The sequence below is a fragment of the Marinactinospora endophytica genome, assembly GCF_054780875.1.
Map to the genome: position 1 here is coordinate 367,887 of NZ_BAAGVM010000003.1, position 24,749 is coordinate 392,635.

Sequence of the window (24,749 nt, forward strand, 5' to 3'; positions counted from 1 at the left end):
AAAAACTGTACGACAAACCTCATATGAGACTTGTCAGAAGTTCCGTGCCGGGGCACACTCTAACTATTGCGGTGTTCTAGCCGATACGCAGTGTTTCTGGCTGAATCATGCGTAAGCCGCATAAAGAAGGTGGAATGACCGGTTGAGAGACCGGTATGGGCCAGCACCCCCGGCCCACCACGGACGCCGGCCGTCCGGATCCCCCGTGGGAGGGGAGGTTCTTCCGTCTTGAGGAGGGTCCGGAAGACCTCTGGGCCCGGGCGGCCGGCTTGTGGATCGCGCCCCCGGTGCGGGAGGGGCATCGGGGACGCGATCACCCACCGTCTCTACCACCCCGAACGGGACGGCCCCGACGGGGACACCCCGCCAGGACCGGTCCGCGCCGCCGCTACTCCTCTTCGTCACGTACCAGCCACACCGTGCCCAAGGGCGGGAACGTGACGATCGCCGACGCGGGCTGTCCGTTCCACGGATCGGGCGTGGCCTGGACGAGCGCGCCCGGCTGCGCCACCCCGCTCCCCCCATAGGGCAGGGCATCGGTGTTGAGGACCTCGCGCCAGGGGCCCGCGAACGGCAGGCCGACGCGCCGCCCCGCGTGGGGCGACCCGGAGAAGTTGACCAGGCAGGCCAGCACCGAACCGTCCTCCCCGTGCCGCAGGAACGACAAGGTGTTGCCCGCCGCGTCACCCCCGTCGATCCAGGTGAAACCACCGGGTTCGCAGTCGCGCGACCACAGCGCCGGCGTCGCGCGGTACACCTGGTTGAGGTCGGTGACCAGTCGGCGCAGGCCGGCGTGGTGGGGGTAGTCCAGCAGCCACCACTGCACGCCCGCCTCGTGCGACCACTCGTGCCCCTGGCCGATCTCACCGCCCATGAACAGCAACTGCTTGCCGGGATGGGCCCACATGTAGGCGAAAAGGGCGCGCAGGTTCGCCGAACGCTGCCAGTCGTCACCCGGCATCTTGTTCAGCAGCGACTGCTTACCGTGCACCACCTCGTCGTGGGACAGCGGGAGCACGTAGTTCTCGCTGAACGCGTACATCATCGAGAAGGTGATCTCGTTGTGGTGGTACTGGCGGTGCACCGGGTCGTGGCGCAGGTACTCCAGGGTGTCGTGCATCCAGCCCATGTTCCACTTGAAGCCGAAGCCCAGCCCGCCGGAGTCGGTGGGGCGGGACACCCCGGGCCAGGCCGTGGACTCCTCGGCGATCATGGTGATGCCGGGGTTGCGGCGGTAGGCCGTGGCGTTGAGCTCCTTGAGGAAGTCGATGGCCTCCAGGTTCTCCCGGCCCCCGTACTGGTTGGGCGCCCACTCGCCGGACTCGCGGGAGTAGTCCAGGTAGAGCATCGAGGCGACGGCGTCCACCCGCAGCCCGTCGATGTGGAACTCCTCCAACCAGAACAGCGCGTTGGCGACCAGGAAGTTGCGGACCTCGGTGCGCCCGTAGTTGAAGATCAGCGTCCCCCAGTCGGGGTGCTCGCCCCGGCGCGGGTCGGGATGCTCGTACAGGGCGGTGCCGTCGAACCGGGCCAGCGCCCACTCGTCCTTGGGGAAGTGCGCGGGAACCCAGTCGAGCAGCACCCCGATACCGGCGCGGTGCAGCGCGTCGACCAGTCCGCGGAAGTCGTCGGGGGAACCGAACCGCGAGGTGGGGGCGTAATAGGAGGTCACCTGATAGCCCCAGGACCCCCCGAAGGGATGTTCGGCCACCGGGAGGAACTCGACGTGGGTGAAGCCGGTCTCGCGCACGTAGTCGACCAGCTCGGTGGCGAGCTCGGTGTAGGACAGCCCCGGCCGCCACGAACCGAGGTGCACCTCGTAGACGCTCATGGGACGCCTGGTCAGCTCCTCGGTCTTACGCTGGGCCAGCCACTCGTCGTCGCCCCACTGGTGAGCGGAGGTGAAGACCACCGACGCGGTGTGCGGGGGCACCTGCGCCGCGAACGCCATGGGGTCGGCCTTGTCCCGCCACACCCCGTCGGCGCCGGCCACCTGGTACTTGTACAGCGCGCCGTCGCCGACGCCCGGGACGAACAGCTCCCACACCCCGGAGGAGCCCAACGAGCGCATCGGATGGGCGGTGCCGTCCCAGTGGTTGAAGTCGCCGATGACGCGGACACCGCGCGCGTTGGGCGCCCAGACCGCGAACGAGGTGCCGGTGACCTCGCCCAGGACCGACGGGAAGCGCCGGGTGTGCGCGCCGAGCACCCGCCACAGCTCCTCGTGCCGTCCCTCGCCGATGAGGTGCAGGTCGAACTCGCCCAACGTGGGCAGGTGCCGGTAGGGGTCGTCGGTGAGGATCTCCTCGCCCTCGGGTTCGTAGCGCACGGCCAGCCGGTAGTCACCGACCTCGCCGCCCGGCAGCGTCGCGGCGAACACCCCCGCGTGCAGGTGCGTCAGTTCGATCCGGTCGCCGTCGGGCAGGACGGCGTGGACCGACAGCGCCATGGGGCGCAGGGCGCGGATGACGACACCGTCGGGGCCGGGGTGGGCGCCGAGAACGCTGTGCGGATCGTGATGGTGGCCGGCGACCAGGCGGTCGATCTCGTCGGTGGAGAGGACGTCACTCATGGGTTTCCCGGTGGGTTGTGGGCCGAAGGCGCGGATGGTCGGTGGTGGTCGTCCGGTCCCGCGGGCGTGGTCAGGCCACGAGGGCGGCGATCGAGTCCAGTGGGATGCGCATCCAGGCGGGCCGGTGGCGGGCCTCGTACATGACCTCGTACACGGCCTTGTCGTATTCGAAGGCGCGCAGGACGACCTGGTGCTTCTCCGGGTCGATGCCGCCGCCGAAGGCGTAACCGGCGCAGAACGCCTCGCGGTTGCGTTGGGCCCAGGCCCGCGCGGGCTCGGCGAGCTCGTCCTCCCGCGCGTGCCCGACGAGCTGGTGGCGGGCCGCGTAGTCGAAGGAGCGCAGCATCCCCGCGACGTCGCGCAACGGGCTGGACAGCCGCTGCCGCTCGGTGATCGGGGCGGCGGGCTCGCCTTCGAAGTCCAGCAGCACCCAGCCGCTGTCGGTGCGGACGACCTGGCCGAGGTGGTAGTCGCCGTGGACGCGCTGCACCGGCAGCGGCGTGTCGAGATCGGCGAAGGCGTCGAAGGCGTCGCGCAACGCGGGAGCGTAGGGCTCCAGCGCCGTGATCTGGGAGGCGGCGACGTCCAGGCGGGACACCATGCTCTCGGCGAGCTCGCCCTGGCTCTCCGGCGTCAGCACGTCGGTGGGCAGCGCCCGGGCGAGGTCGCGGTGGACGGCGGCGGTCGCCGCCCCCAGCCGTTCGGCCTCGCCGGAGAAGTCCCCGCCCGCGTCCTCGGGCGCGACCCCCGGTGAGGCGTAGAGGTCGCGCACGCTGGTCGCGGCGAGCACCCACCCGTCGGTCGCGCTGCGCAGGTAGCGCTGGAGCATGGCCAGGGTGGTGGGGACGAGCGTGTCGGCGGCCGAATCGCGCAGGTCGGTCTCGATCCACCCGTAGGGGCGGGCCACGAACGGGGACCCGCTCAGCGCGGCGGTCAGCTCCAGGTCGGGGTTGTGGCCCGGCCACAACCGGCGGAACATCTTCAACACGTACTCCTCGCCGTAGACCAGCGAGGTGTTGGACTGCTCTCCGGTCAACACCAGGCTGCGCAGACCGGTGTGGATCTCGGTGTCGGGCATCCGCCGGAACCGCACACCGTCCTCGGCGTGGCCCCGGGCGATGTGTTCCAGCAGCCGCGCCGTCATCTCGGGGTCGTGCGTGGCGTCGTAGACGGCCTGGACACACGGTCCGCCGGTGCCCTCGGCGCCGCCCGGCAGCTCGCACACGCCGATCGCGGCGTGTGCGAGGTCGGCGCCGATGCTCCCCTCCGGCCGTAGCCCGAGGAGCACCTGGTAGCGGTCGGTCCTGCCGTGCTGGCCGACCTCCACCACCAGCACCCGCAGCCCTGGTGTCCCGGGGACGAGGACGTGCTGTGATTCGACCCGGAGAGCGTCGATCGGCAGCCCTTTCCCCGCGAACCAGCGCTGCCGTGGAATCCAGGTGGCCAGAAGCTCCTCAAGCTGCGTCATGTCAGAGTGGTCCGTTTCCCCTTCTCAGGCTCGTACCGACGGCGCGCCGGGACGGCCGGCACCGTCCGCCTGCGCGTCCGTGGCCGTGCGGTTGGACTGGGACGTCGGCTCGCCCATGGGCCGGGCGGCCTGGACGGCGACCGGCTCGGCGGCCGGGGCCGCGACCGTGGTGTCCTCGCTCTCCGGCGGGAGCTGGAACCAGTAGAAGCCGTGTCCGGGCAGGGTGAGCAGGTAGGGCAGTTCACCGATCGCCGGAAAGCGCACGCCCCCGGTGCACTCGATCGGGGTGACCCCTTCGAAACGACGCAGGTCGAGCTCGACCGGCTGCGGGAACCGCGAGAGGTTGTTGACGCACAGCATCCGGTCGTCGCCGTACTCGCGCACGAACGCCAGCACGCTGGGGTTGCTCGCGTGCAACTCGGTGAAGTCGCCGGTGCCGAACACCGGGTGGCGCTTGCGGATCTGGATCATCTTGCGGGTCCAGTTCAGCAGCGAGCTGGGATTGTCGCGTTGGGCCTCGACGTTGACCGCCTGGTAGCCGTAGATCGGGTCCATGATCAGCGGCAGGTACAGGCGCCCGGGGTCACAGCGGGAGAAGCCGGCGTTGCGGTCCGACGTCCACTGCATCGGGGTGCGCACCGCGTCGCGGTCGCCCAACCAGATGTTGTCGCCCATGCCGATCTCGTCGCCGTAGTAGAGCACCGGCGAACCCGGCAGGGACAGCAGCAGGGCGGTGAACAGCTCGATCTGATTCTGGTCGTTGTCCAGCAACGGCGCGAGCCGCCGACGGATGCCCACGTTGGCGCGCATCCGGGGATCCTTGGCGTACTCGGCGTACATGTAGTCGCGCTCTTCGTCGGTGACCATCTCCAGCGTCAGCTCGTCGTGGTTGCGCAGGAAGATGGCCCACTGGCAGTTGCGGGGGATCTGCGGGGTCTGGGCCAGGATCTCCGAGATCGGGTAGCGCTGCTCGCGGCGCACGGCCATGAACATCCGCGGCATCAGCGGGAAGTGGAAGTTCATGTGGCACTCGTCGCCACCGGCCTCGAAGTCGCCGAAGTAGTCGACCACGTCGGCCGGCCACTGGTTGGCCTCGCTCAGCAGGACCCGGTCGGGGTAGAGCCGGTCGACCTCGGCGCGGATCCGCTTGAGGAACTCGTGCGTCTCCTTGAGGTTCTCGCAGTTGGTTCCTTCGCGTTCGTACAGGTAGGGCACCGCGTCCAGCCGGAAGCCGTCGATGCCGAGGTCCAACCAGAACCGCAGTACTTCGAGGATCGCCTCCTGAACCGCCGGGTTCTCGAAGTTGAGGTCGGGCTGGTGGGAGAAGAACCGGTGCCAGTAGTACTGGCCGCGCACCTCGTCGTAGGTCCAGTTGGACTGCTCGGTGTCGACGAAGATGATCCGGGCGTCGCTGTAGCGCTCGGTGGTGTCGGACCAGACGTAGAAGTCGCCGTAGGGGCCGTCCGGGTCCTCGCGGGAGGCCTTGAACCACGGGTGCTGGTCGCTGGTGTGGTTCATGACCAGGTCCGCGATGACCCGGATACCGCGCTTGTGGGCCTCTTCGACGAGCTCCACGAAGTCGGCGATCTGCCCGAACTCCGGGAGGATCTTCATGTAGTCCGAGATGTCGTAACCGCCGTCGCGCAGCGGGGACTCGTACAGGGGGAGCAACCAGATGCAGTCGATCCCCAACCACTCGAGATAGTCGAGCTTCTCGATGAGTCCGCGCAGGTCACCGGTGCCATCGCCGTTGGAGTCGTAGAAACCCCGGGCGAGCACCTCGTAGAAAACCGCGTGTTTGTACCAGTAGGGGTCACGAGGCTTCTCGTGCGTGAACGTGTCGGGCACGGCCACAAGGGGCATGGGGCTGGTGCCTGGCACCGGCTCGGGTGTGGTCACGATGTACTACTCCACCAGTTGGCTTTCCAGTTCGCTCCCCCGATCGGACTCCGCTGACGGGTCAGGGAGCACCTTCGTGAGAGGTGACTGTGAATATGTGTGCGGACTGGACATGCGGGTCGAGGCGGACGTAATTTGCCTCTCCCCATTGATACGACTCGCCCGACAATTGGTCCGTGACGGTGATCCGGTCGCCGGGAGAGAACCCGAGAGCGGGCATATCGAGCCACACCGTCGCCTCGCGCGTGTGGTGTGGGTCGAGATTGGCGACGACCAGGATGGTGTCCGCGTCGTGATGGGGTGTGCCCGCGCGTGGAATTCCGTCGGTTCCGTGGTCGCCGGTCCGGGCCAGCCGTTTGGAGAAGCAGATCAGCTCCGGCTGGTCGACATGGTGGAACCGCAGGTTACGCAGTTCCTGCAATGCCGGGTGGTTGCGCCGCAGGTAGTTTAGCCTGCGGATCAACGGGGTTATGGTCGTTCCGGCCGCCTCGGCGGCGGCCCAATCCCGGGGTTTGTACTGGTATTTCTCGGAGTCGAGGTATTCCTCGCTCCCGGGACGCACCGCCCTGTTCTCACACAGTTCATACCCCGAATAGATCCCCCACGTCGGCGACATCGTGGCGGCGAGGATCGCGCGGATCTCGAACGCCGGACGCCCACCGTGCTGGAGGTAGGCGTGCAGGATGTCGGGCGTGTTGGGGAAGAGGTTGGGACGCATGTAGGCGGCCGATTCGCCGCTGAGCTCGCCGAGGTAGTCCTCCAGCTCCTCCTTGGTGTTGCGCCAGGTGAAGTAGGTGTAGGACTGGTGGAAGCCGACCTTGGCCAGCGTGTGCATCATCGCCGGACGGGTGAACGCCTCGGCCAGGAAGAGCACGTCGGGGTCGGTCTCGGCGATGTCGGCGAGCAGCCGCTCCCAGAAGGCCACCGGTTTGGTGTGGGGGTTGTCGACCCGGAAGATCCGCACGCCGTGCGCCATCCAGTGCCGCACGATCCGGCGGACCTCCTGGAAGATCCCCTCGGGGTCCCTGTCGAAGTTCAGCGGATAGATGTCCTGGTACTTCTTCGGCGGGTTCTCGGCGTAGGCGATGGACCCGTCGGCGCGCACCGTGAACCACTCGGGGTGTTCGGTGACCCAGGGGTGGTCCGGCGACGCCTGGAGGGCCAGGTCCAGGGCGATCTCCAGGCCGTGTTCGCGGGCCTCGGCGACGAAGGCGTCGAAGTCCTCGATCGTGCCCAGGTCGGGGTGGACGGCGTCGTGGCCTCCCTCGTGCGAACCGATGGCCCAGACCGATCCGGGGTCGCCGGGCTGGGCGACCAGCGAGTTGTTGCGGCCCTTGCGGAAGGAGTGGCCGACGGGGTGGATGGGGGGCAGGTAGACGACGTCGAAGCCCATCTCGGCGATCGCGGGCAGCCGTTTGGCCGCGGTCGCGAACGTGCCGGAACGCTGCTCGCCCTCCTCGCCGTCGAGGACCGTCGCCCCCTCGGAGCGGGGGAAGAACTCGTACCAGGAGCCGACCAGCGCCCGACGGCGGTGGACGACGATCGGATGGCGCCGGGAGCGCGTGACGAGCTCCCGGAGCGGGTTGGCGGCCATCTCGTCCAGCACCTCGGCAGCGGTGGCGGCCGCGAGGCGGTCCACGGCCGGCAGGGTGGGGTCGCGCAGCACGGAGGCGAGCCTGGCCAGCGCCGGGCGTTTGGGCACGCGCTTGGCCGCGCGCTCGAACAGGCGGGCGCCCTCCTCCAGCATGAGGTCGACGTCCTGGCCGAGCGGGATCTTGATCTCGGCGTTGTGCCGCCAGGTCGCGAACGGATCGCTCCACGCCTCGATCCCGAACGTCCAGCGTCCCTCGGAGGAGACGGTCACCTCGGCGCCGTAGCGGTCGGTGCCGGGCGCGAGCTCGCGCATCGGCACGAGGGGGCGCCGGCGACCCTGGGGGTCCCACAGGACCACGCCGGCGCTGAGTGAGTCGTGTCCTTCACGGAAGACGGTCGCGCTCACCGGAAAGGTCTCTCCGGCCACGGCCTTGGCCGGGCCGAGGTCGACCACCGGGGCGATGTCGAGAATGGGGAATCGTCCGATCACAGGTGCACCGTAGATGTCGAGAAATATGGGCGGATCTGGTGATGTGCGCTTTGGAGAAGCCGATTCGGTCTGTTGATGCGCCCGAAAAGCCCGCCGCAGGGGTGTGCGGACCGGGCTGTCCAGTGCGCCTCAATCTCTATCGTCGGCGCCGTTTAGGCACTCTCCGACAGTCCGGGTCGTTCTATTTTTGTGATAGTACTCACAGCGTTGGTCACGTGAGTCAACCTTGCCATTTTTTGACCAGGCGTGATGTCAAGGGCGAATCGGTCGCCGGGAACGTGGGCAACTCCCGTACCGGTCGTTACCGGATGGTTAACGGGGGAGAGGCGCGCCGGATTGTACGTGACGGAAAAGTAAAAAGATCGTTTCGGGCGTCTCAGGGGAATACGCGAGTTTGCCATTCCGGCACTCCTCGCGTTTCGGTACGTCCCTCCGAAAACCCCTATTTCCGACACTTTGCGCCGGCTTGCTCGTTGGGCTCGCATACCGCCCCCACATTGGCTAGCCTCACGCTCCGTGAAGGCGATCCGCAGGTTCACCGTCCGTACCGTCCTACCCGAGGAGCTGTCCCAGTTGGGCAGGCTCGCGGCCAACCTCCGCTGGGCGTGGCACGCACCCACCCGCGAGGTGTTCGCCGCGATCGACCCAGAGGTGTGGGAGGCCGTCGAACACGACCCCCTCCGGCTGCTGGGCGAGGTCACCAGCGAACGGCTCACCGAACTCGCCGCCGATGACGGCTTCCGCGCCCGGCTGGACGAGGTCGCCGCCGACCTCGACGCCTACCTCACCGAACCGCGCTGGTACCAGAACGAGACGGGGGACGGCGCGCCCCCGCCCTCGGCCATCGCCTACTTCTCCGCCGAGTACGGGCTGACCGCGGCCCTGCCCCAGTACTCCGGTGGCCTGGGCATCCTCGCCGGCGACCACCTCAAGAGCGCCAGCGACCTGGGCGTCCCGGTCATCGGCGTGGGACTGCTCTACCGGCACGGGTACTTCTCCCAGAAGCTCTCCCCCGAGGGGTGGCAGCTGGAGGACTACCCCGAGATCGACCCGCGCGGGCTGCCCATGACCCAGCTCCAGGGCGCCGACGGCGAACCCGTGCGCATCTCCGTGGGCCTTCCCGGAGGCCGCGCCCTTGTCGCGCACGTGTGGGTGATCAAGGTCGGCCGTGTCCCGCTGCTGCTCCTCGACGCCTGCCAGGAGATGAACGATCCCGAGCTGCGCAGCGTCACCGACCGTCTCTACGGAGGCGGCACCGAGCACCGACTGCGGCAGGAGCTGCTGCTCGGCGTCGGCGGGGTGCGGGCGGTACGCGCCTACTGCGAGCTGACCGGGCACCCCGTCCCCGAGGTCTTCCACATGAACGAGGGGCACGCCGGTTTCCTCGGACTGGAGCGCGTCCGCGAGTACGTGGCGGCCGACGGACTCACCTTCGAGCAGGCCCTTGAGGCCACCCGCACCGGAACCGTGTTCACCACCCACACCCCGGTTCCCGCCGGCATCGACCGGTTCCCGCGTGATCTGGTCGAACGCCACTTCAGCGGCGACAACGCCATCGACGGGCTGCCGGTGGAGCGGATCATGGCCCTGGGCGCCGAGAGCTACGAGGGCGGCGATCCCGGGGTGTTCAACATGGCCGTCATGGGGATGCGGCTGGCCCAGCGCGTCAACGGGGTCAGCCTGCTGCACGGCGAGGTCAGCAGGCGGATGTTCCAGGGCCTGTGGCCGGGGTTCGACACCGCCGAGGTCCCCATCACCTCCATCACCAACGGCGTGCACGCCCGCACCTGGGTCGCCGAGGAGGCGCAGGAGCTCGCCGCGCGGATCGTCGACGACTCCGACGAGTTCACCCGGGTGGAGGGGTGGCGCAAGGTCGTCGGCGCCTCCGAGCGCGAGCTGTGGGAGATGCGCCGCACCCTGCGCGAGCGCCTCGTCGTCGACGCGCGCCGGCGGCTGCGCCGCTCCTGGCGCCAGCGCGGCGCGAGCGAGGCCGAGCTCGGCTGGATCGACGACGTCCTCGACCCGAACATCCTGACGATCGGCTTCGCCCGGCGGGTGCCCTCCTACAAGAGGCTCACGCTCATGCTGCGCGACCGCGACCGGTTGAAGTCGCTGCTGCTGCACCCACAGCGCCCGCTCCAGATCGTCATCGCGGGCAAGGCCCATCCCGCCGATGACGGCGGCAAGCGGCTGATCCAGGAGATCGTGCGCTTCGCCGACGATCCCGAGGTGCGCCACCGCATCGTCTTCCTGCCCGACTACGACATGGCGCTGGCCCGCTCGCTCGTCCAGGGCAGCGACGTGTGGCTGAACAACCCCCTGCGCCCGTTGGAGGCGTGCGGCACATCGGGCATGAAGGTCGCGCTCAACGGCGGTCTCAACCTGTCCATCCGCGACGGCTGGTGGGACGAGTGGTTCGACGGCTCCAACGGCTGGGCGATCCCCACCGCCGACGGCGTCGCCGAGCCCGACCGCCGGGACGCGATCGAGGCCGCCGCGCTGTACGACCTGTTCGAGGAGCAGGTCGCCCCGTTGTTCTACGACCACGATGAGGACGACCTGCCCAAGCGCTGGATCGAGATGGTCAAGCACACCCTGGTGTCCCTGGGTCCCAAGGTGCTGGCCACCCGGATGGTGTGCGACTACGTGGAGCGGCTGTACCGTCCCGCCGCCGAGTCCTCCCGGCGGGTGGCCGCCGACGGACTGGCCGGGGTGCGCGACCTCGCCGAGTGGAAACAGCGGGTGGTCCGTTCCTGGCCGGGGGTGCACATCGAGCACGTCGAGGTGGCCGGGGTCGAGGACCCGCCCCAGGTGGGAGGCGAGCTGAAGGTCCGGGCCACGGTCGTGCTCGGCGACCTGGAGCCCGCCGACGTGCGCGTCGAGGTCGCGCTGGGGCGGCTGGACGGCGCGGGAGAGCTGGTCGAGCCGTCGTTCGCCCGGCTTTCCGCCGCCGAGGGGAAACCGGCCGACAGCCCGCTCGTGCGCTACTCCGGCTCGATCCCCCTGGACCGTCCCGGGGCCTGCGGCTACACCGTGCGGGTGCTGCCCGACCACCCGTTGCTCGCGCATCCGGCCGAGCTGGGCCTGATCGTCGTGCCCGAACCACCCGAGGGCATGGTCGCGGGGATGCCGTTGCGTTGACGCCGACCGCCCCGGTCCCGCGGTAGCCGGGGCCGGGGCGGTCTCGTCCGCGGGCATCGGTTCGGGCCGTCCTTGACGGGGCAGGGCGAATGGCGCCCATAATGGGAGAAACCGACAGGGGAGCGCTTCGGCGCTGAGAGTGCGGGGCAGCCCGCAGACCCTTACACACCTGATCTGGGTCATGCCAGCGAAGGAAGTCGTGGGAACCGCCGACCGGCCGTCACACCCCACGCGCCGGTCCGCGTAGGACCTGCGCCGCACGGGTGGCCGGCGGCGCTCTTGGCCTGGGCCCTCTCGCTCTTCTCCACGCGAAGGGACACCCGTGAAACCCTCAACCCCCGCCCACAAGGACCCCGGACCGCCCATCCGACGCCGATGGCGCACCGTCGACATCGTGGTCGCCGCCGTCGTCGGCGTCGCGGTCGGCGTCGTCTTCTGGCTGTGGGGCCTGGTCTGGCAGGCCACCGAGGTCCTGTTCGTCTTCTTCCCACCGGCGCAGGCCGTCCTCTACGGGGTGTGGATGCTGCCGGGCGTGCTCGGCGCGCTGATCATCCGCAAGCCGGGAGCGGCGCTGCTCACCTCCATCACGGCGGCGTCCGTCTCGGCGTTCCTGGGCACCACGTGGGGCCTGACCGTCGTCCTTGAGGGAGCCCTCCAGGGGCTGCTGCCCGAGCTGGTCTTCGCGGCCTTCCTGTACCGGCGGTGGAACGTCGGCGTCAGCGTCCTCGCCGCGATGGCGGCCGGACTGTCCCCCGCGGTCCTCGACAACGTCCGCTACTACCCGACCTGGCCGTTGGAGTACCAGCTCGCCTACGGCGGTCTCGTCCTGATCAGCGCGGCCCTCATCGCCGGGGTCGGCGCGCGGCTGTTGACCACGGCGCTGGCCCGGGCCGGCGCGCTGGCGCCGTTCCCGTCGGCGCGGGGCTGAGGGCATGCCGGATCCGAGCCAGGGGGCCCGCGTCGAGCTCGCCGGATGGGGCTGGCGCCACTCCGGCCGGCGGGAATGGGCGCTGCGCGGTGTGGACCTGACCATCGAACCGGGGGAGCGCGTCCTGCTCCTGGGCGCGTCGGGGGCGGGCAAGAGCACCCTGCTGCACGCCATGGCCGGGCTCACCGGCCCCGAGCGGGCGATCGACGGCGAGCAGGAGGGGAGCCTGCTGGTCGACGGCGAGCCGGCCGCCGCCCGCAGGGGCGGGACCGGCCTGGTCGCCCAGGACCCCGAGACGCAGCTCGTCATGGCCCGGGCCGGCGACGACGTCGCTTTTGGGCCGGAGAACCTCGGAGTGGCGCGCGAGGAGATCTGGCGCCGGGTGGACACGGCGCTGCGCGAGGTCGGTTTCCCCTACGGCCCGCAGCGTTCCACCGCCGCGCTGTCGGGAGGCGAGAAGCAGCGGCTCGTCGTCGCCGGCGCGTTGGCCATGCGTCCGCGGCTGCTCCTGCTGGACGAGCCCACCGCCAACCTCGACCCCGAGGGCGCGCGGGTGGTGCGCGGGCTCGTGGCCCGCCTGGCCGAGACGCGCGGAGCCACCCTGGTGCTGGTCGAACACCGGGTGGCGGAGGTGACCGACCTGGTGGACCGGGTGGTCGTGGTCGAACCGGGCGGCGGCGTCGTCGCGGACGGACCACCCCACGAGGTCTTCACCCGGCACGGCGCGGACCTGGCCGCCCGAGGCGTGTGGGTGCCCGGCCACGAACCCCGGGTCGCCCTTCCTGCGGCCCCGGCGGGAGAGACGCTCCTGGAGGCCGTGGCGTGCGTCCTGCGCACGCCCCCCGAACCGGGCCTGGGCGGCGCCGGCCCGCGGACGGTGCTGGAGTCGGTGAACGAGACCGTGCGCTCGGCCGGCGCGACAGCGCTGACCGGACCCAACGGGGCCGGCAAGTCCACGCTGCTGGCGGCCCTGGCCGGGCTGGCCGCGCCCCACTCCGGCGAGGTGCGCCCGCGCGGTCCACTGGCGGCGGAGGACACCCGGCCCCTGCACCGTTGGCCGGCCCGCCGCCTCGCCCGCAGGATCGGCACCGTGTTCCAGCACGCCGAGGACCAGTTCGTCACCACCACCGTCCGCGACGAACTGCGCTTCGCGCCGCTGCGCGCCGGGATGCGGCGGGCCGAGGCCGACGTGTGGGTGACGGAGCTGATGGAACGGCTGCGGCTGGCCCCGCTGGCCGACGAACACCCGTTCACGCTGTCCGGAGGGGAGAAGCGCCGGTTGTCGGTGGCGACCGCGCTCAGCTCCGGTCCCGCCCACGCCCCCGATGTGCTCGTCCTGGACGAGCCGACCTTCGGGCAGGACACCCGGACGTGGCGGGAGCTGGTGGAGCTGCTGGCGGATCTGCGCGCCCAGGGGCGGGCGATCGTCATGGCCACCCACGACGAACTGCTGCTGCGCACCCTCGCCGACGTCGAGCTGCGGGTGGGCGGGGGACGGGTCCACCGCGCCGCCCCCCACGCGCGGGAGGAGGCCCGATGAGCACCGTGGCGCCGCGGGACGACATCGTCGCGGAAAGGGAGCCGTCGGTGGGCGGGGCGCGCACGTGGCTGCGCCGCGTCAACCCGGCGGCCAAGCTGCTGGCCGCGCTGATCATGGCCTTCGGCCTGCTCGTCGTCGTCGACCCGGTCACCGGCGGCGTGGCGCTCGCGGCCGGCCTGGCGCTGGTCCCGTTCAGCGGGGTCGGGCGGCGCACGCTGCTGCTCGTGGGCGTCCCGTTCCTGGTGATGGGCCTGTCCTCCGGGGTGGTCAACCTCCTGTTCGGGGAGGAGGGGGCGCTGGGCGCGCTCGGGGCCGCCATCCGGGTCATGGCCATCGCGTTGCCGGGGGTCCTCGCCGGGGTCACCACCGACCCCACCGACCTCGCCGACGCCCTCGTCCAGCGGTTGCGGGTGCCCGAACGGCCGGCGCTGGGGGCCCTGGCCGCGTTGCGGCTGGTCCCGTTGCTGGCCGGCCAGTGGCGCACGCTCACCCTGGCCCGTCGGGCGCGCGGCCTGGACGCCGGGGGGAACCCGGTGACGGCCGCCGCGATCTTCGCCGGCAAGGTGTTCGCGTTGCTCGTGCGCTCCATCCGGACCGGCACCCTGCTGGCGACCGCGATGGAGGCCCGGGCGTTCGGCACGGGCCCGCGCACCCAGGCCAGGAACAGCCCGTGGGGCAACGGCGACACGGCCGTGGTCGCGGGGGCGGTCCTGGTGGTCGCCGCGGCGCACGGGACCTCCCTGGCCGTGGGCACCTGGACGCCGCTGTTCGGGTGAGCCCGAAGGGGCCCACCCGGCGCGGGGCGCGGATCCCGAGGGTCTCCCGCGCTCCCGCTCGCCGCCGCGCCTGTCCCCTGAACGACCGCCCGTCGCGGGGGAGCGAGACATGGGTGACACAGCGGCGGACGGGAGGGCGGCGCCTGCCGGGGCCGTGCCGTTCCACCGGGCCTCCCGCCGCCGGCCACCGGACCGGTCGACGGCGGTCGAGGATCCGGTGTCGGAGGAAGGGACGGCCGGCCTCTCACGGGTGCCGCCTGGCAGCGGCGCGTCGCCGGGTGATAGGCAGTGCACTGGAAACGATCCGTACGGAGAAGAAGGTGGTGCCCGTGGGCGAGTTCGTTCGCGTCGAGGCGGTGCCGGACCAACCCGCCGTCGCCGTCATCCGGCTGGACCGGCCCAAGATGAACGCGCTCAACGCCCAGGTCCAGGCGGAGATCGCCGAGGCGGCGGCCGAGGTGGGCGCCGACGACACGGTGCGGGGCGTGGTGGTCTACGGCGGCGAACGGGTGTTCGCCGCGGGCGCCGACATCAAGGAGATGGCGGACATGTCCTACGCGCGAATGGCCGCCCACTCCGCGCGTCTGCAGGAGTCCTTCACCGCGGTGGCGCGCATCCCCAAACCGGTCGTCGCCGCGATCACCGGCTACGCGCTCGGAGGCGGCTGCGAGCTCGCGCTGTGCGCGGACTTCAGGGTCGCCGCGGAGGACGCCAAGCTCGGCCAGCCCGAGATCCAGCTCGGCATCATCCCCGGCGCGGGGGGAACCCAGCGACTGCCGCGCCTGGTCGGCCCGGCCAGGGCCAAGGACCTCATCTACACGGGCCGCCACGTCGAGGCCCGTGAGGCGCTGGAGATGGGCCTGGTCGATAGGGTGGTCCCGGCCCAGGAGGTCTATCCGACCGCGGTCGCGATGGCCGCGCGCTACGCCGACGGTCCGGCCGTCGCGTTGCGGGCCGCCAAACAGGCCATCGACAACGGTCTGGAGGTCGACCTGGACACCGGCCTGGAGATCGAGCGCCTCCAGTTCTCCGCGCTGTTCGCCACCGAGGACCAGAAGACGGGGATGCGCAGTTTCGTCGAGCAGGGGCCGGGCAAGGCGCGGTTCACGGGAAGGTGAGCATGACCGACACGAACACCGGGGTCTTCGGCGGCCTGGAGACCCAGCCGGCGGGGGAGCGGCCCGACCTGCTCGCCGAGCCGGTGGCCCGGGCCGTCGCCGACGGGAAGCACGAAGGGGCGGCCGAGGGGCCGCTCGTCGCCCAGATCGATCCGGAGCTGGCCGACACGGCGGCCTTCTGCGCCGCCTATGACATCGGACTGGACGCCTCGGCCAACTGCGTGGTCATCGCGGCCAAGCGGGGTGGCGAAACCCGTTTCGCAGCCTGCGTCGTATTGGCCACGACCCGCGTGGACGTCAACGGGGTCGTCCGTCGCCATCTGGGGGCGCGCAAGGCGCGTTTCGCCGACCAGGCCGACGCGGTCAGCGCGACCGGAATGGAATACGGCGGGATCACGCCGCTGGGGCTGCCCGACGACTGGCCGATCCTGGTCGATCCCGCGGTCACGGCCGCGCCATGGGTGGTCATCGGCAGCGGCCTGCGCAGGTCCAAGCTCGTCGTTGCGGGCGCGGCACTGGCGGGGTTGCCCAACGCCGAGGTGGTCGAAGGACTGGGACGGCCGGTCGGCTGACCGCGCTGCCGCACCCCGGGGGCCGCTTCCCCGAAGCGCTCCCCGGGTTTCCCTGGTTCTTCCCGGACTCTGCCGCCCGGCGCCGGCGCGAGGCATCCCCTCCCGGCCAGCGGCGGGCGGCGCGGCGGTCCGCGATCCCGGCCGCGGGGCGGCGACGCGACGGAACCGGGTCCTCTGTTTTTCCGTCATACTCGTGTGGTCGCGCGGTCGCGTGCCGCGCACGAGGAGAGCAGGGTTCCAGTTTTCGCGCACGGTCGGCGGCGGGGAACGACGCCCGCCCCCCGTCGCAGGTCCCGACGGCACCCCCGGCCTATAGGCTGGAAGCGGTGGCAGCGGGGTTTGAGGGGATGAGTTCGCTATGGCAATGTCGGCAGGTTTCCCCGAAAGCGAGGGGCTGCCGGAACGCATCGGCCCCTACCGGATCCGCCGGCGTATCGGACAGGGCGGAATGGGGGTCGTCTACCAGGCCGTAGACCCCCAGGACCGGCTGGTCGCGATCAAGGTCCTGCGGTCGGAGGTCGCCGGTGACGACATCGCCCGCGCCCGGCTCGCCCGTGAGGTCGAGACCATGCGCAGGGTGCACAGCCGCAACGTCGCCGAGGTCATCGACGCCGACACCAGCGCGCCGCTGCCCTGGGTGGTCACCGAGTACATTCCGGGCCCCACGCTCGACGCCACGGTCACCGATCACGGGCCGTTGCGCGGCCGGGCGCTGACCCGGTTGGTGTCGGGCCTGGCCAGGGCGATCGCCGACATCCACGCCGCCGAGGTCATCCACCGTGACCTCAAGCCCGGCAACGTCATCATCTCCAACGGCGAGCCGATCGTCATCGACTTCGGTATCGCCCACGCGGTGGACGGCGCCAAGCTGACCCAGACCGGCACCTTCGTCGGCACGCCGAGCTACCTGTCGCCCGAGGTGATCGAGGGCACCGATCTCAGCCCCGCCACCGACATCCACGCCTGGGGCGCCACGGTCGCCTTCGCGTCCACCGGCAACCCCCCTTACGGCGCGGGGGCCTTCGAGGTCATCTTCTTCCGCATCCTCAATGGTGAGATCAGCCTGGAGGGGATGCCCGAGGCGCTCCAGCCGCTGGTGCGCGCGGCGGTCTCGCGCGACATGCGCGCCCGGCCCACCGCCCTCCAGCTCGTCCAGGAGACCAGCCGGCTCAACCTGGACCTTCCCTGGTCCGAGGGCCCGGGAGAGCACCCCTCCTCCGGATTGACCGGCAGCCACACCGTGCACGCGCCGCTGCCCGCAGCGGGGGGCGAGACGCGGGTCGAGGACGCGCAGAGCACGTCGCTGTACCGTTCCGAACCCTCGGGCACTGATCCCCTCCCGCAGGCGGACCGCACGGTGGTCGCCGGCAACGGGGCCGACCGCACCATGGCGGTGCCGGCCGCCGACGAGCCCGACGACCCCTCGGCGCCCCGCACCCACTTCTTCAACTCCACGCTGCGTCCCGAGGAGTTCCGCGACATCCTCACTCCGGTCGGCGACGACCGGAGTGAGGCGGGGCACACCCGGACGTTCTCCGCGGAGGACCTTGAGGAGCGTCCCCGCCGGCGCGGCCTGTTCGGAGGGCGCAACGAGGACCGCCTCAGCGACTACATCCACTCCGACGACGAGGACGACTACGACGACGCCGAACCGCGCAGGCTCCCCTCACTGATCCTGGTGCCGCTGATGCTGGTGGCGGTGGGGCTGTGTCTGCTCGTGCCGACGATCGGGCTCGTCCTGGGGGTGCTCGCGGCGTCGCTGCTGGGCGCGCTGGACATGGTCAAGATCGAGCACGCGCGCCGGTTGCAGACACGTGGACCCAAGAGCTCCGACCGGATGCTGGTCGCGTTGAGCATGCCGTGGGCGCTGCTGCGCAACGCGGGAACCACGTTGCTCTACGGCGTGGGCTACCTGCTGGCGGGGATCGTGGTCGGCCTGATCATCGGGTTCATCACAGGCGAGGGGTCGGCCAACAACGTCGGCGCCTACGCGGTCGCGGTGGCGGTGCTGGGCGGGTTCCTGGGGCCGAACGGCCGTGGCGGCCGCAGGCAGGCCGTGTGGCTCATCGAGAACACCGGTATCCGCAACCCCTACGTCTACTGGGGCACGATCGTCGCTGTCTGTCTGCTCGCCCTGTTCCTGCTGGTGTTCGGGGTGCAGACGGCTCCTGCCTGGGATCCGATCCAGGGACCCTCGGCCTGGTTCAGGTGAGGTCCCCCGCCTCCGCTCGGTGGCCGGGGGCGGCGGTTGCCCCCGTGCTACTAGTCAGTAACATCGGGGGAGAAGCAAGACCAGCGGATCACGCGGGACGGCGGGACCGGAACGTCGCCCCGCTGCCGGATGACGTTCGCGCATTTGGCACCCTTGATTGACCACGGACGCGACCGCGTCCGCGCCGTCCGAGCGGGCGACGCATGGGAGTGCAGGGAGGTCGGCCACCGGCCATGAATATTGTCGTTTTGGTCAAGCAGGTCCCGGACACGGCGACCGAGCGCAAGTTGAACCCGGCGGACAACACGCTGGACCGCGCGAGCTCCGACGGTGTCATCAACGAACTCGACGAGTACGCGATCGAAGAGGCCCTCCTGCTCAAGGAGAAGCACGGTGGCGAGGTGACCATCCTCTCCGCCGGCCCCGACCAGGCCACGGACTCCATCCGCAAGGCCCTGTCGATGGGCGCCGACAAGGCGATCCACCTCAACGACGAGGCGCTGCACGGCTCCGACTCGTTGCAGACCGCCTACGCGCTCGCCCAGGCCCTGCGCACCACCGAGTTCGACGTCGTCGTCTTGGGTTCGGAGTCCACCGACGCCCGCACCGGCGTCGTGGGCGCGGCGCTCGCCGAGTACCTCGGCCTGCCCCAGCTCACGCTCGCCAACAAGGTCGACATCGACGGGGGCACCATCCGCATCCAGCGCCAGACCGACGACGGCTACGACGTCGTCGAGGCGCAGCTGCCCGCGGTCGTCTCGGTCGTCGAGAAGATCAACGAGCCGCGCTACCCGTCGTTCAAGCTCATCATGGCGGCCAAGAAGAAGCCGGTCACCAAGCTCGACGCGGCCGGCGCCGAGATCGACCCGGCCAAGGTCGGCCTCGCCAACGCCACCACCGAGACCGTCGACTTCGCCGCGGCGCCGCCGCGTGCCGCCGGCACCGTCGTCAAGGACGAGGGCACCGGCGGTGTGCAGATCGCGGACTTCCTCGCCTCGAAGAAGTTCGTATAGGCCCGGCGGAGACGAAAAAGAGGGATTTGAGACATGGCTGAGGTCCTCGTCCTCGTCGACCAGGTCGACGGAGAGGTCAAGAAGGTCACCACCGAGCTGCTCACGCTGGCCCGGCGTATCGGCGAGCCGGCCGCGGTGTGGATCGGTGAGGGCGCCGACGACGCCAAGGCGAAGCTCGCCGAGTTCGGCGCGGAGAAGGTCTACGTCGCCCCGGCCGAGCTGAACGACTACGTCGTCGCCCCCAAGGCCGAACTCCTGGCGAAGCTGGCCGGCGAGAAGTCCGCCGCCGCGATCCTGGTCTCGGCGACCGCCGAGAACAAGGAGGTCGCGGGGCGCACGGCCGTCAAGCTGGGCTCGGGCGTGCTCACCGACGTCGTCGACGTCACCGCCGACCTCGTCGCGGAGCACTCCATCTTCGGCGGCACCACCATCACCCACGCCAAGGTCCGCGCCGGCGTCCCGGTCATCGCGGTGCGCCCCAACTCCATCCCGGCCGAGCCCGCCCAGGGAGCCGCCGTCGAGGAGCAGGTCAGCGTCGAGCTGTCCGACGCGGCCAAGGCCGCCAAGGTCGTCGAGCGCGTCAAGCAGGAGAAGGGCGCGCGCCCCGAGCTCACCGAGGCCGCCATCGTGGTCTCCGGTGGTCGCGGCGTGGGCTCCGACGACTTCTCCGTCGTCGAGAACCTGGCCGACTCGCTCGGCGCGGCCGTCGGCGCCTCGCGTGCCGCGGTCGACTCCGGTTGGTACCCCAACCAGTTCCAGGTCGGCCAGACCGGCAAGACGGTCAGCCCGCAGCTCTACATCGCGCTGGGCATCTCCGGCGCGATCCAGCACCGGGCCGGTATGCAGACCTCCAAGACGATCGTCGCGGTCAACAAGGACCCCGAGGCGCCGATCCACGAGATCAGCGACTTCAGCGTGATCGGCGATCTGCACCAGGTGGCGCCCCAGCTCACCGAGGAGATCAACAAGCGCAAGTAGCCGTTTCCGCGGCGAACCGCGGCGGCCCTCGGACCCCGGGTCCGAGGGCCGCCGCCGTGTCCGGGCCCCGCCCACGACCGGAGGCGCGCCCGCCGTCCCGGCGGAGGCGTCCGGCAGGGCCGGAAGGGACCGCGCCGCGGTGGCGGCCGGGACGGGGCCGTATCCTTGAAGGGCCATGGTGTATCTGGATCACGCCGCAACGACCCCCGTCCGTCCCGAGGTCATCGCCGACATGACGGAGGAGTTCGGCGTACTCGGTAACGCCTCCTCGCTGCACGGCGCGGGCCGGCGCGCCCGCCGGGTGGTGGAGGAGTCGCGCGAGGCCGTCGCCGACGCGCTCGGGGCCACCCCGCACGAGGTGGTGTTCACCAGTGGGGGCACCGAGGCCGACAACCTCGCCATCAAGGGCCTGTACTGGGCACGTCACCAGGCCGACCCCGCGCGCAGGCGCATCCTGGTCAGCGCGGTCGAACACCACGCCGTGCTCGACCCTGCCCGTTGGATGGCCGACCACCAGGGCGCCGTCTACGAGGAGCTTCCGGTCGACTCCTACGGCAGGGTCGACCCGCAGACGCTGCGCGCCGCGATCCGGCGTGATCCGGCGAGTGTGGCGCTCGTCTCGGTGATGTGGGCCAACAACGAGGTCGGCACGGTCCAGCCCATCGGCGAGCTCGCCGCGATCGCGGCGGAGTACGCGATCCCCTTCCACACCGACGCGGTGCAGGCCGTGGGGACCGAGACCGTCGACTTCGCCGCCGCGGGCGTCTCGGCGCTCACCGTCACCGGCCACAAGCTCGGCGGTCCGGTCGGAGCCGGGGCGCTGCTGCTGGCCAGGGGGGTCGACCCGGTTCCGGTGCTGCACGGAGGCGGGCAGGAACGCGAGGTGCGTTCGGGCACCCTCATGACCCCGTTGCTACGGGGGTTGGCGACCGCGTTGCGCCTGGCCGTGGCCGAACGGAAGGCCCACGCCGCCGAGCTCGCCCGCCTGCGCGACGAACTGGTGGCCTCGGTGCGCGCGGTGGTGCCCGACGCCCACCTCAACGGGCATCCCACCGAGCGGCTTGCCGGCACCGCCCACATCTCCTTCCCGGGCTGTGAGGGCGACGCCCTCCTCATGTTGCTGGACGCCCGCGGAATCGAGTGCTCGACCGGATCGGCCTGTTCGGCGGGGGTCGCCCAGGCCAGTCACGTGCTCCTGGCGATGGGCGCCGACCCCGACACCGCGCGTTCGTCCCTGCGGCTGTCCCTCGGACACGGGTCCAGCGAGGGCGACGTCAAGGCGTTCGCCGACGCGATCGGCCCCGCGGTGGAGCGGGCCCGGGCGGCGCGCGACAAGCGGCGCTGAGCCACGCCCCGCCCCGTCCGGGGGCAGGCCTCCCACCTCAAGGAAGGCGCGTGGGAAGATCCTCGCGCCTGTCAAGCCCTCCGCGCCAGCCCGGCCGGCCATCCTGTGGAAAACCCGGTCGGGCCGCCGGCCCTCACCGGCCGAGCTGCCGCCGCACCGGTTTGGTGATCTGGCCGATCGCCTCCCAGTCGGGGTCGAGCATGCTCTGGACCTGCTGGCGTCCCTCCGGCCAGGCCCGCACGGCCTGCTCCAGCTGCGGCAGCACCCCCGACTCGGGGTCGACGTAGAAGTGGAGCTGCCGCTGGCCGCCGACGGTCTGCTGGGCGAACAGCGCGCCGTTGTCGCCCAACAGGTCCTGGAGCCGCAACGCCAGTTCCTCCAGGGCCGTCGCCGAGGAGCCGGTGGGCAGACGGTCGGAGTCGGCGTTCGCGTAGTGCACGGTGACCTGCACGTACAGCGTGAAGGCGGGAAAGTCCCTGCGGTGCAGCGGATGGCGCACGGCCAGCTGGATCGTGCCGCGCAGCGGGACACGCCCCTGGAGGGTCACCCAGCCCCCGCTCCCCAGTGCCCCGGAGAGCTGGTCGACCACCGAGGGGATCGAGGTGGGCGGAAGCGGGTCCAGCGGCTTCTCCACCAGCGGGGTGACCGAGCCGATCCAGCGCACGTAGTCGTCCTCGCCCAGCGCGAGCATCACGACGTGGTCGGCGACCCCCGCCCGGGTCTCCTCAGGCAGGAACATGAAGTCCGGGTGGTAGACGCCCGCCTGGATCCGGCCGGCCTTCTGGTCGACGCGCAGCGCCACCGTCGCGTGCGCGAGGTCGAGCTCGTGCCCGTCCCACGTCAACGGGCGCGACAGCCGGCCGTGGTCGGCGGGGCGGGCCGGCAGGAAACGCCACTCCCCGTCGTCGGGCGCGGCGCGGCTCCACCGTTCGGCGACGATCCGCGCGTCGTCGTCGGCGCCGGCGCTGAGCGTGAGGGCGTACTTGGGCTCCTGCGGCCCCGTTGCGTCGTCGGCCTGGGAGAGCAGGCTGTCGAGGTCGTCCCCGAACGACAGGCCGAGCAGGTCGGAGCCCTCGGACGTGGGGGGCGTGGACACCTCCCACGTCAGGGAGGGATGCAGGCGCCGCACCAGCTCGTCGAGTTCCTGGGCCACGGGGCCGGGAACCGGGGTGCCGGAGTCGACCGCTGCGGCGAGGTCGGCGCGGAGCTTCTCCCAGTGGGACCAGAACTCGTCGACGGCGACGGCGGAGTCGGAATCGGACGAGCGGCGGCGACGGAACAGAGCCATGCATCGATTTTCGCAGAACCGCGCGGCAGCCTCAGCCGGGAGGGGGAGGTCGGGCGGGGGCAGTGGTGGGCGCCGGCGCGTAGGCTGGGGACGTTATGACTATGCGTGTACTCGCCGCCATGTCGGGCGGCGTCGATTCCGCGGTCGCCGCGGCCCGTGCCGCCGAGGCCGGCTATGACGTGACCGGCGTGCACCTCGCGCTGTCCAAGAACCCGCAGTCTTACCGCACGGGCGCGCGGGGCTGTTGCACGGTCGAGGACTCCCGCGACGCCCGGCGTGCCGCCGACGTGATCGGCATCCCCTTCTACGTCTGGGACATGGCCGAGGAGTTCGACCGTGAGGTCGTCCAGGACTTCGTCTCCGAGTACGCGGCCGGGCGTACCCCCAACCCCTGTCTCAGGTGCAACGAGAAGATCAAGTTCGAGGCGGTGCTGGAGCGCGCCGTCGCGTTGGGGTTCGACGCGGTGTGCACCGGCCACCACGTCCGGATGGTCGACGGCAGGCTGCGGCGCAGCGTCGACCTCGCCAAGGACCAGTCCTACGTGCTGGCGGTGCTCACCCGCGAGCAGTTGGCGCACGCGATGTTCCCCCTCGGCGACTGCACGAAGGCCGAGGTGCGGGCCGAGGCCGAGCGGCGCGGGCTGACCGTCGCCGACAAGCCGGACAGCCACGACATCTGCTTCATCGCCGACGGCGACACCGCGGGCTTCCTCAACCGTCGCCTGGGCAGTGAGCCCGGTCCGATCGTGGACGAGTCCGGCACGGTCCTGGGCACCCACAACGGCGCGCACGCGTTCACGGTCGGGCAGCGCAAGGGCCTCAACCTGGGGGGCGCGGTCGACCGGCGCTACGTGCTGTCGATCGAGCCCGTGAACAACACGGTGACGGTCGGTCCGCGCGCGGCGCTCGAGATCGACGAGATCGTCGGTGAGCGGCCGGTGTGGAGCGGCTGTGACCCGCTGACCGAGCCGTTCGCCTGCACGGTCCAGCTTCGCGCGCACGGCGAGGTCCACCCCTGCCGGGCCTGGGAGCGCGACGGCGAGCTGATCGTCCAGCTGGACGAGCCCGCCACCGGTGTCGCGGCGGGGCAGGCCGCGGTGCTCTACGACGGTGACGTGGTGTTGGGGTCGGCGACCATCCGGTCCGCCGTGAGCCGGGCCAGGCAGACCTCCCCGGCGTCGTGAGTGCGCCGTGTCTCCTCGCGGGCCCCTGTTGTCCAAGTTAGGTTAGGCATAGCATAGTTCTCGTGCCGACAGGTGGGGAGGACGCGATGCCGTACGAGTTTCTGGAGGGACGACCCTTCTGGATCGTCTACCTGGCGCTCCTCGGCATCGTGTTCTGCCGCGCCCAGGCCACCTACTGGATCGGCCGCGGGATCGGGGCGGGGCTGCACCGTAGCGGCTGGGGGCGGCGGATCGGTCCCCGGCTGGACCGCGCCGAGAAGCTGATCGACCGTTTCGGTCCGCCGGCCGTCACCCTCTCCTTCCTCACCGTGGGCATCCAGACCGCCGTCAACCTCGCGGCGGGCGCGATGCGGATGCGGTTCCCGCGCTACCTGGTCGCCATGTTCGTCGGCTGCCTGGCCTGGGCCGCGGTCTACAGCCTGGGCGGGCTGGCGGTCATCGCCGTCTGGTGGGAGCTCTTCCTGCACTCGCCGCTGCTGGCCGTCACGGCGGCCGTGGTGGCCGCCGCCCTGATCGGGGCCGGGGTGTGGTGGAGGCGCCGGACGCGCTCCCGCGACGAGGCCCCCGCTGCGCGGCCCGACCCGGTGGAACCCGTCCCCTGACACGCGGTGCCCGGCTCCGGCCGGCCGGGA

General features: G+C 71.1%; 17 protein-coding genes and 1 riboswitch. Of the genes, 12 read left to right on the top strand and 5 right to left on the bottom strand.

The genetic code is table 11. The features are described from left to right. Window positions 1–388: 388 nt before the first annotated feature. From glgB to ACYVHU_RS08320, 4 genes are all read right to left on the bottom strand, one after another. A complete protein-coding gene (gene glgB / locus ACYVHU_RS08305; RefSeq protein WP_078762701.1) occupies window positions 389–2,572 on the bottom strand; it encodes a 1,4-alpha-glucan branching protein GlgB in 2,184 nt (727 codons plus the stop codon). A gap of 70 nt (window positions 2,573–2,642) precedes the next feature. After that, window positions 2,643–4,040, bottom strand: a complete 1,398-nt coding sequence (locus ACYVHU_RS08310) for a maltokinase N-terminal cap-like domain-containing protein (RefSeq protein WP_078762702.1) — start codon at window positions 4,038–4,040, stop codon at window positions 2,643–2,645. 24 nt (window positions 4,041–4,064) lie between these two features. Further along, on the bottom strand, window positions 4,065–5,903 hold the full coding sequence (treS, locus tag ACYVHU_RS08315) for a maltose alpha-D-glucosyltransferase (protein ID WP_078762835.1): 1,839 nt from the start codon (window positions 5,901–5,903) through the stop codon (window positions 4,065–4,067). Between the two features lie 97 nt (window positions 5,904–6,000). Next, window positions 6,001–8,022, bottom strand: a complete 2,022-nt coding sequence (locus ACYVHU_RS08320) for an alpha-1,4-glucan--maltose-1-phosphate maltosyltransferase (RefSeq protein ID WP_078762703.1) — start codon at window positions 8,020–8,022, stop codon at window positions 6,001–6,003. Between the two features lie 516 nt (window positions 8,023–8,538). Between ACYVHU_RS08320 and glgP the strand changes: the two genes are divergently transcribed. From glgP to ACYVHU_RS08370, 10 genes are all read left to right on the top strand, one after another. Beyond that, window positions 8,539–11,163, top strand: a complete 2,625-nt coding sequence (gene glgP / locus ACYVHU_RS08325; protein WP_078762704.1) for an alpha-glucan family phosphorylase — start codon at window positions 8,539–8,541, stop codon at window positions 11,161–11,163. Window positions 11,164–11,269: 106 nt separating this feature from the next. Next, a riboswitch (TPP riboswitch) is annotated at window positions 11,270–11,376 on the top strand. A gap of 109 nt (window positions 11,377–11,485) precedes the next feature. After that, the gene (locus tag ACYVHU_RS08330) at window positions 11,486–12,091 is read left to right on the top strand and encodes an ECF transporter S component (RefSeq protein WP_078762705.1); all 606 of its coding nucleotides are present in this window, start codon (window positions 11,486–11,488) and stop codon (window positions 12,089–12,091) included. Between the two features lie 4 nt (window positions 12,092–12,095). After that, window positions 12,096–13,631: an ABC transporter ATP-binding protein gene (locus ACYVHU_RS08335; RefSeq protein ID WP_432938819.1), complete on the top strand. Its 1,536-nt coding sequence runs from the start codon at window positions 12,096–12,098 to the stop codon at window positions 13,629–13,631. Continuing rightward, window positions 13,628–14,407: an energy-coupling factor transporter transmembrane component T family protein gene (locus ACYVHU_RS08340; protein ID WP_078762707.1), complete on the top strand. Its 780-nt coding sequence runs from the start codon at window positions 13,628–13,630 to the stop codon at window positions 14,405–14,407. Before ACYVHU_RS08335 ends, ACYVHU_RS08340 begins: the two co-directional genes overlap by 4 nt. 329 nt (window positions 14,408–14,736) lie before the next feature. After that, window positions 14,737–15,525, top strand: a complete 789-nt coding sequence (locus tag ACYVHU_RS08345; RefSeq protein WP_078762836.1) for an enoyl-CoA hydratase/isomerase family protein — start codon at window positions 14,737–14,739, stop codon at window positions 15,523–15,525. Window positions 15,526–15,527: 2 nt separating this feature from the next. After that, window positions 15,528–16,097 carry a YbaK/EbsC family protein gene (locus ACYVHU_RS08350; RefSeq protein ID WP_078762708.1) on the top strand — a complete coding sequence of 190 codons (570 nt, stop codon included), beginning with the start codon at window positions 15,528–15,530 and terminating at the stop codon, window positions 16,095–16,097. Window positions 16,098–16,455: 358 nt separating this feature from the next. Further along, window positions 16,456–18,309: a serine/threonine-protein kinase gene (locus ACYVHU_RS08355; protein WP_235001054.1), complete on the top strand. Its 1,854-nt coding sequence runs from the start codon at window positions 16,456–16,458 to the stop codon at window positions 18,307–18,309. 233 nt (window positions 18,310–18,542) lie between these two features. Further along, a complete protein-coding gene (locus ACYVHU_RS08360; RefSeq protein ID WP_200813684.1) occupies window positions 18,543–19,322 on the top strand; it encodes an electron transfer flavoprotein subunit beta/FixA family protein in 780 nt (259 codons plus the stop codon). 33 nt (window positions 19,323–19,355) lie between these two features. Next, window positions 19,356–20,300 (top strand): electron transfer flavoprotein subunit alpha/FixB family protein, encoded by a 945-nt coding sequence (locus tag ACYVHU_RS08365; RefSeq protein WP_078762711.1) that lies wholly within the window; start codon window positions 19,356–19,358, stop codon window positions 20,298–20,300. A 175-nt stretch (window positions 20,301–20,475) separates the two neighbouring features. Continuing rightward, complete coding sequence (locus ACYVHU_RS08370; protein ID WP_432938829.1) at window positions 20,476–21,645, top strand: cysteine desulfurase family protein; 1,170 nt, start codon at window positions 20,476–20,478, stop codon at window positions 21,643–21,645. A gap of 133 nt (window positions 21,646–21,778) precedes the next feature. Here the strand turns inward: ACYVHU_RS08370 and ACYVHU_RS08375 are convergent, their stop codons facing one another. Beyond that, entirely contained in the window at window positions 21,779–22,933 is a 1,155-nt protein-coding gene (locus ACYVHU_RS08375) for a DUF695 domain-containing protein (protein ID WP_078762713.1), read from the bottom strand. Window positions 22,934–23,028: 95 nt separating this feature from the next. Here ACYVHU_RS08375 and mnmA point away from each other — a divergent pair, with 95 nt between their 5' ends. Then, window positions 23,029–24,117, top strand: a complete 1,089-nt coding sequence (gene mnmA / locus ACYVHU_RS08380) for a tRNA 2-thiouridine(34) synthase MnmA (protein ID WP_200813685.1) — start codon at window positions 23,029–23,031, stop codon at window positions 24,115–24,117. Window positions 24,118–24,203: 86 nt separating this feature from the next. After that, entirely contained in the window at window positions 24,204–24,719 is a 516-nt protein-coding gene (locus tag ACYVHU_RS08385; protein ID WP_078762715.1) for a DedA family protein, read from the top strand. Window positions 24,720–24,749: the final 30 nt, after the last annotated feature.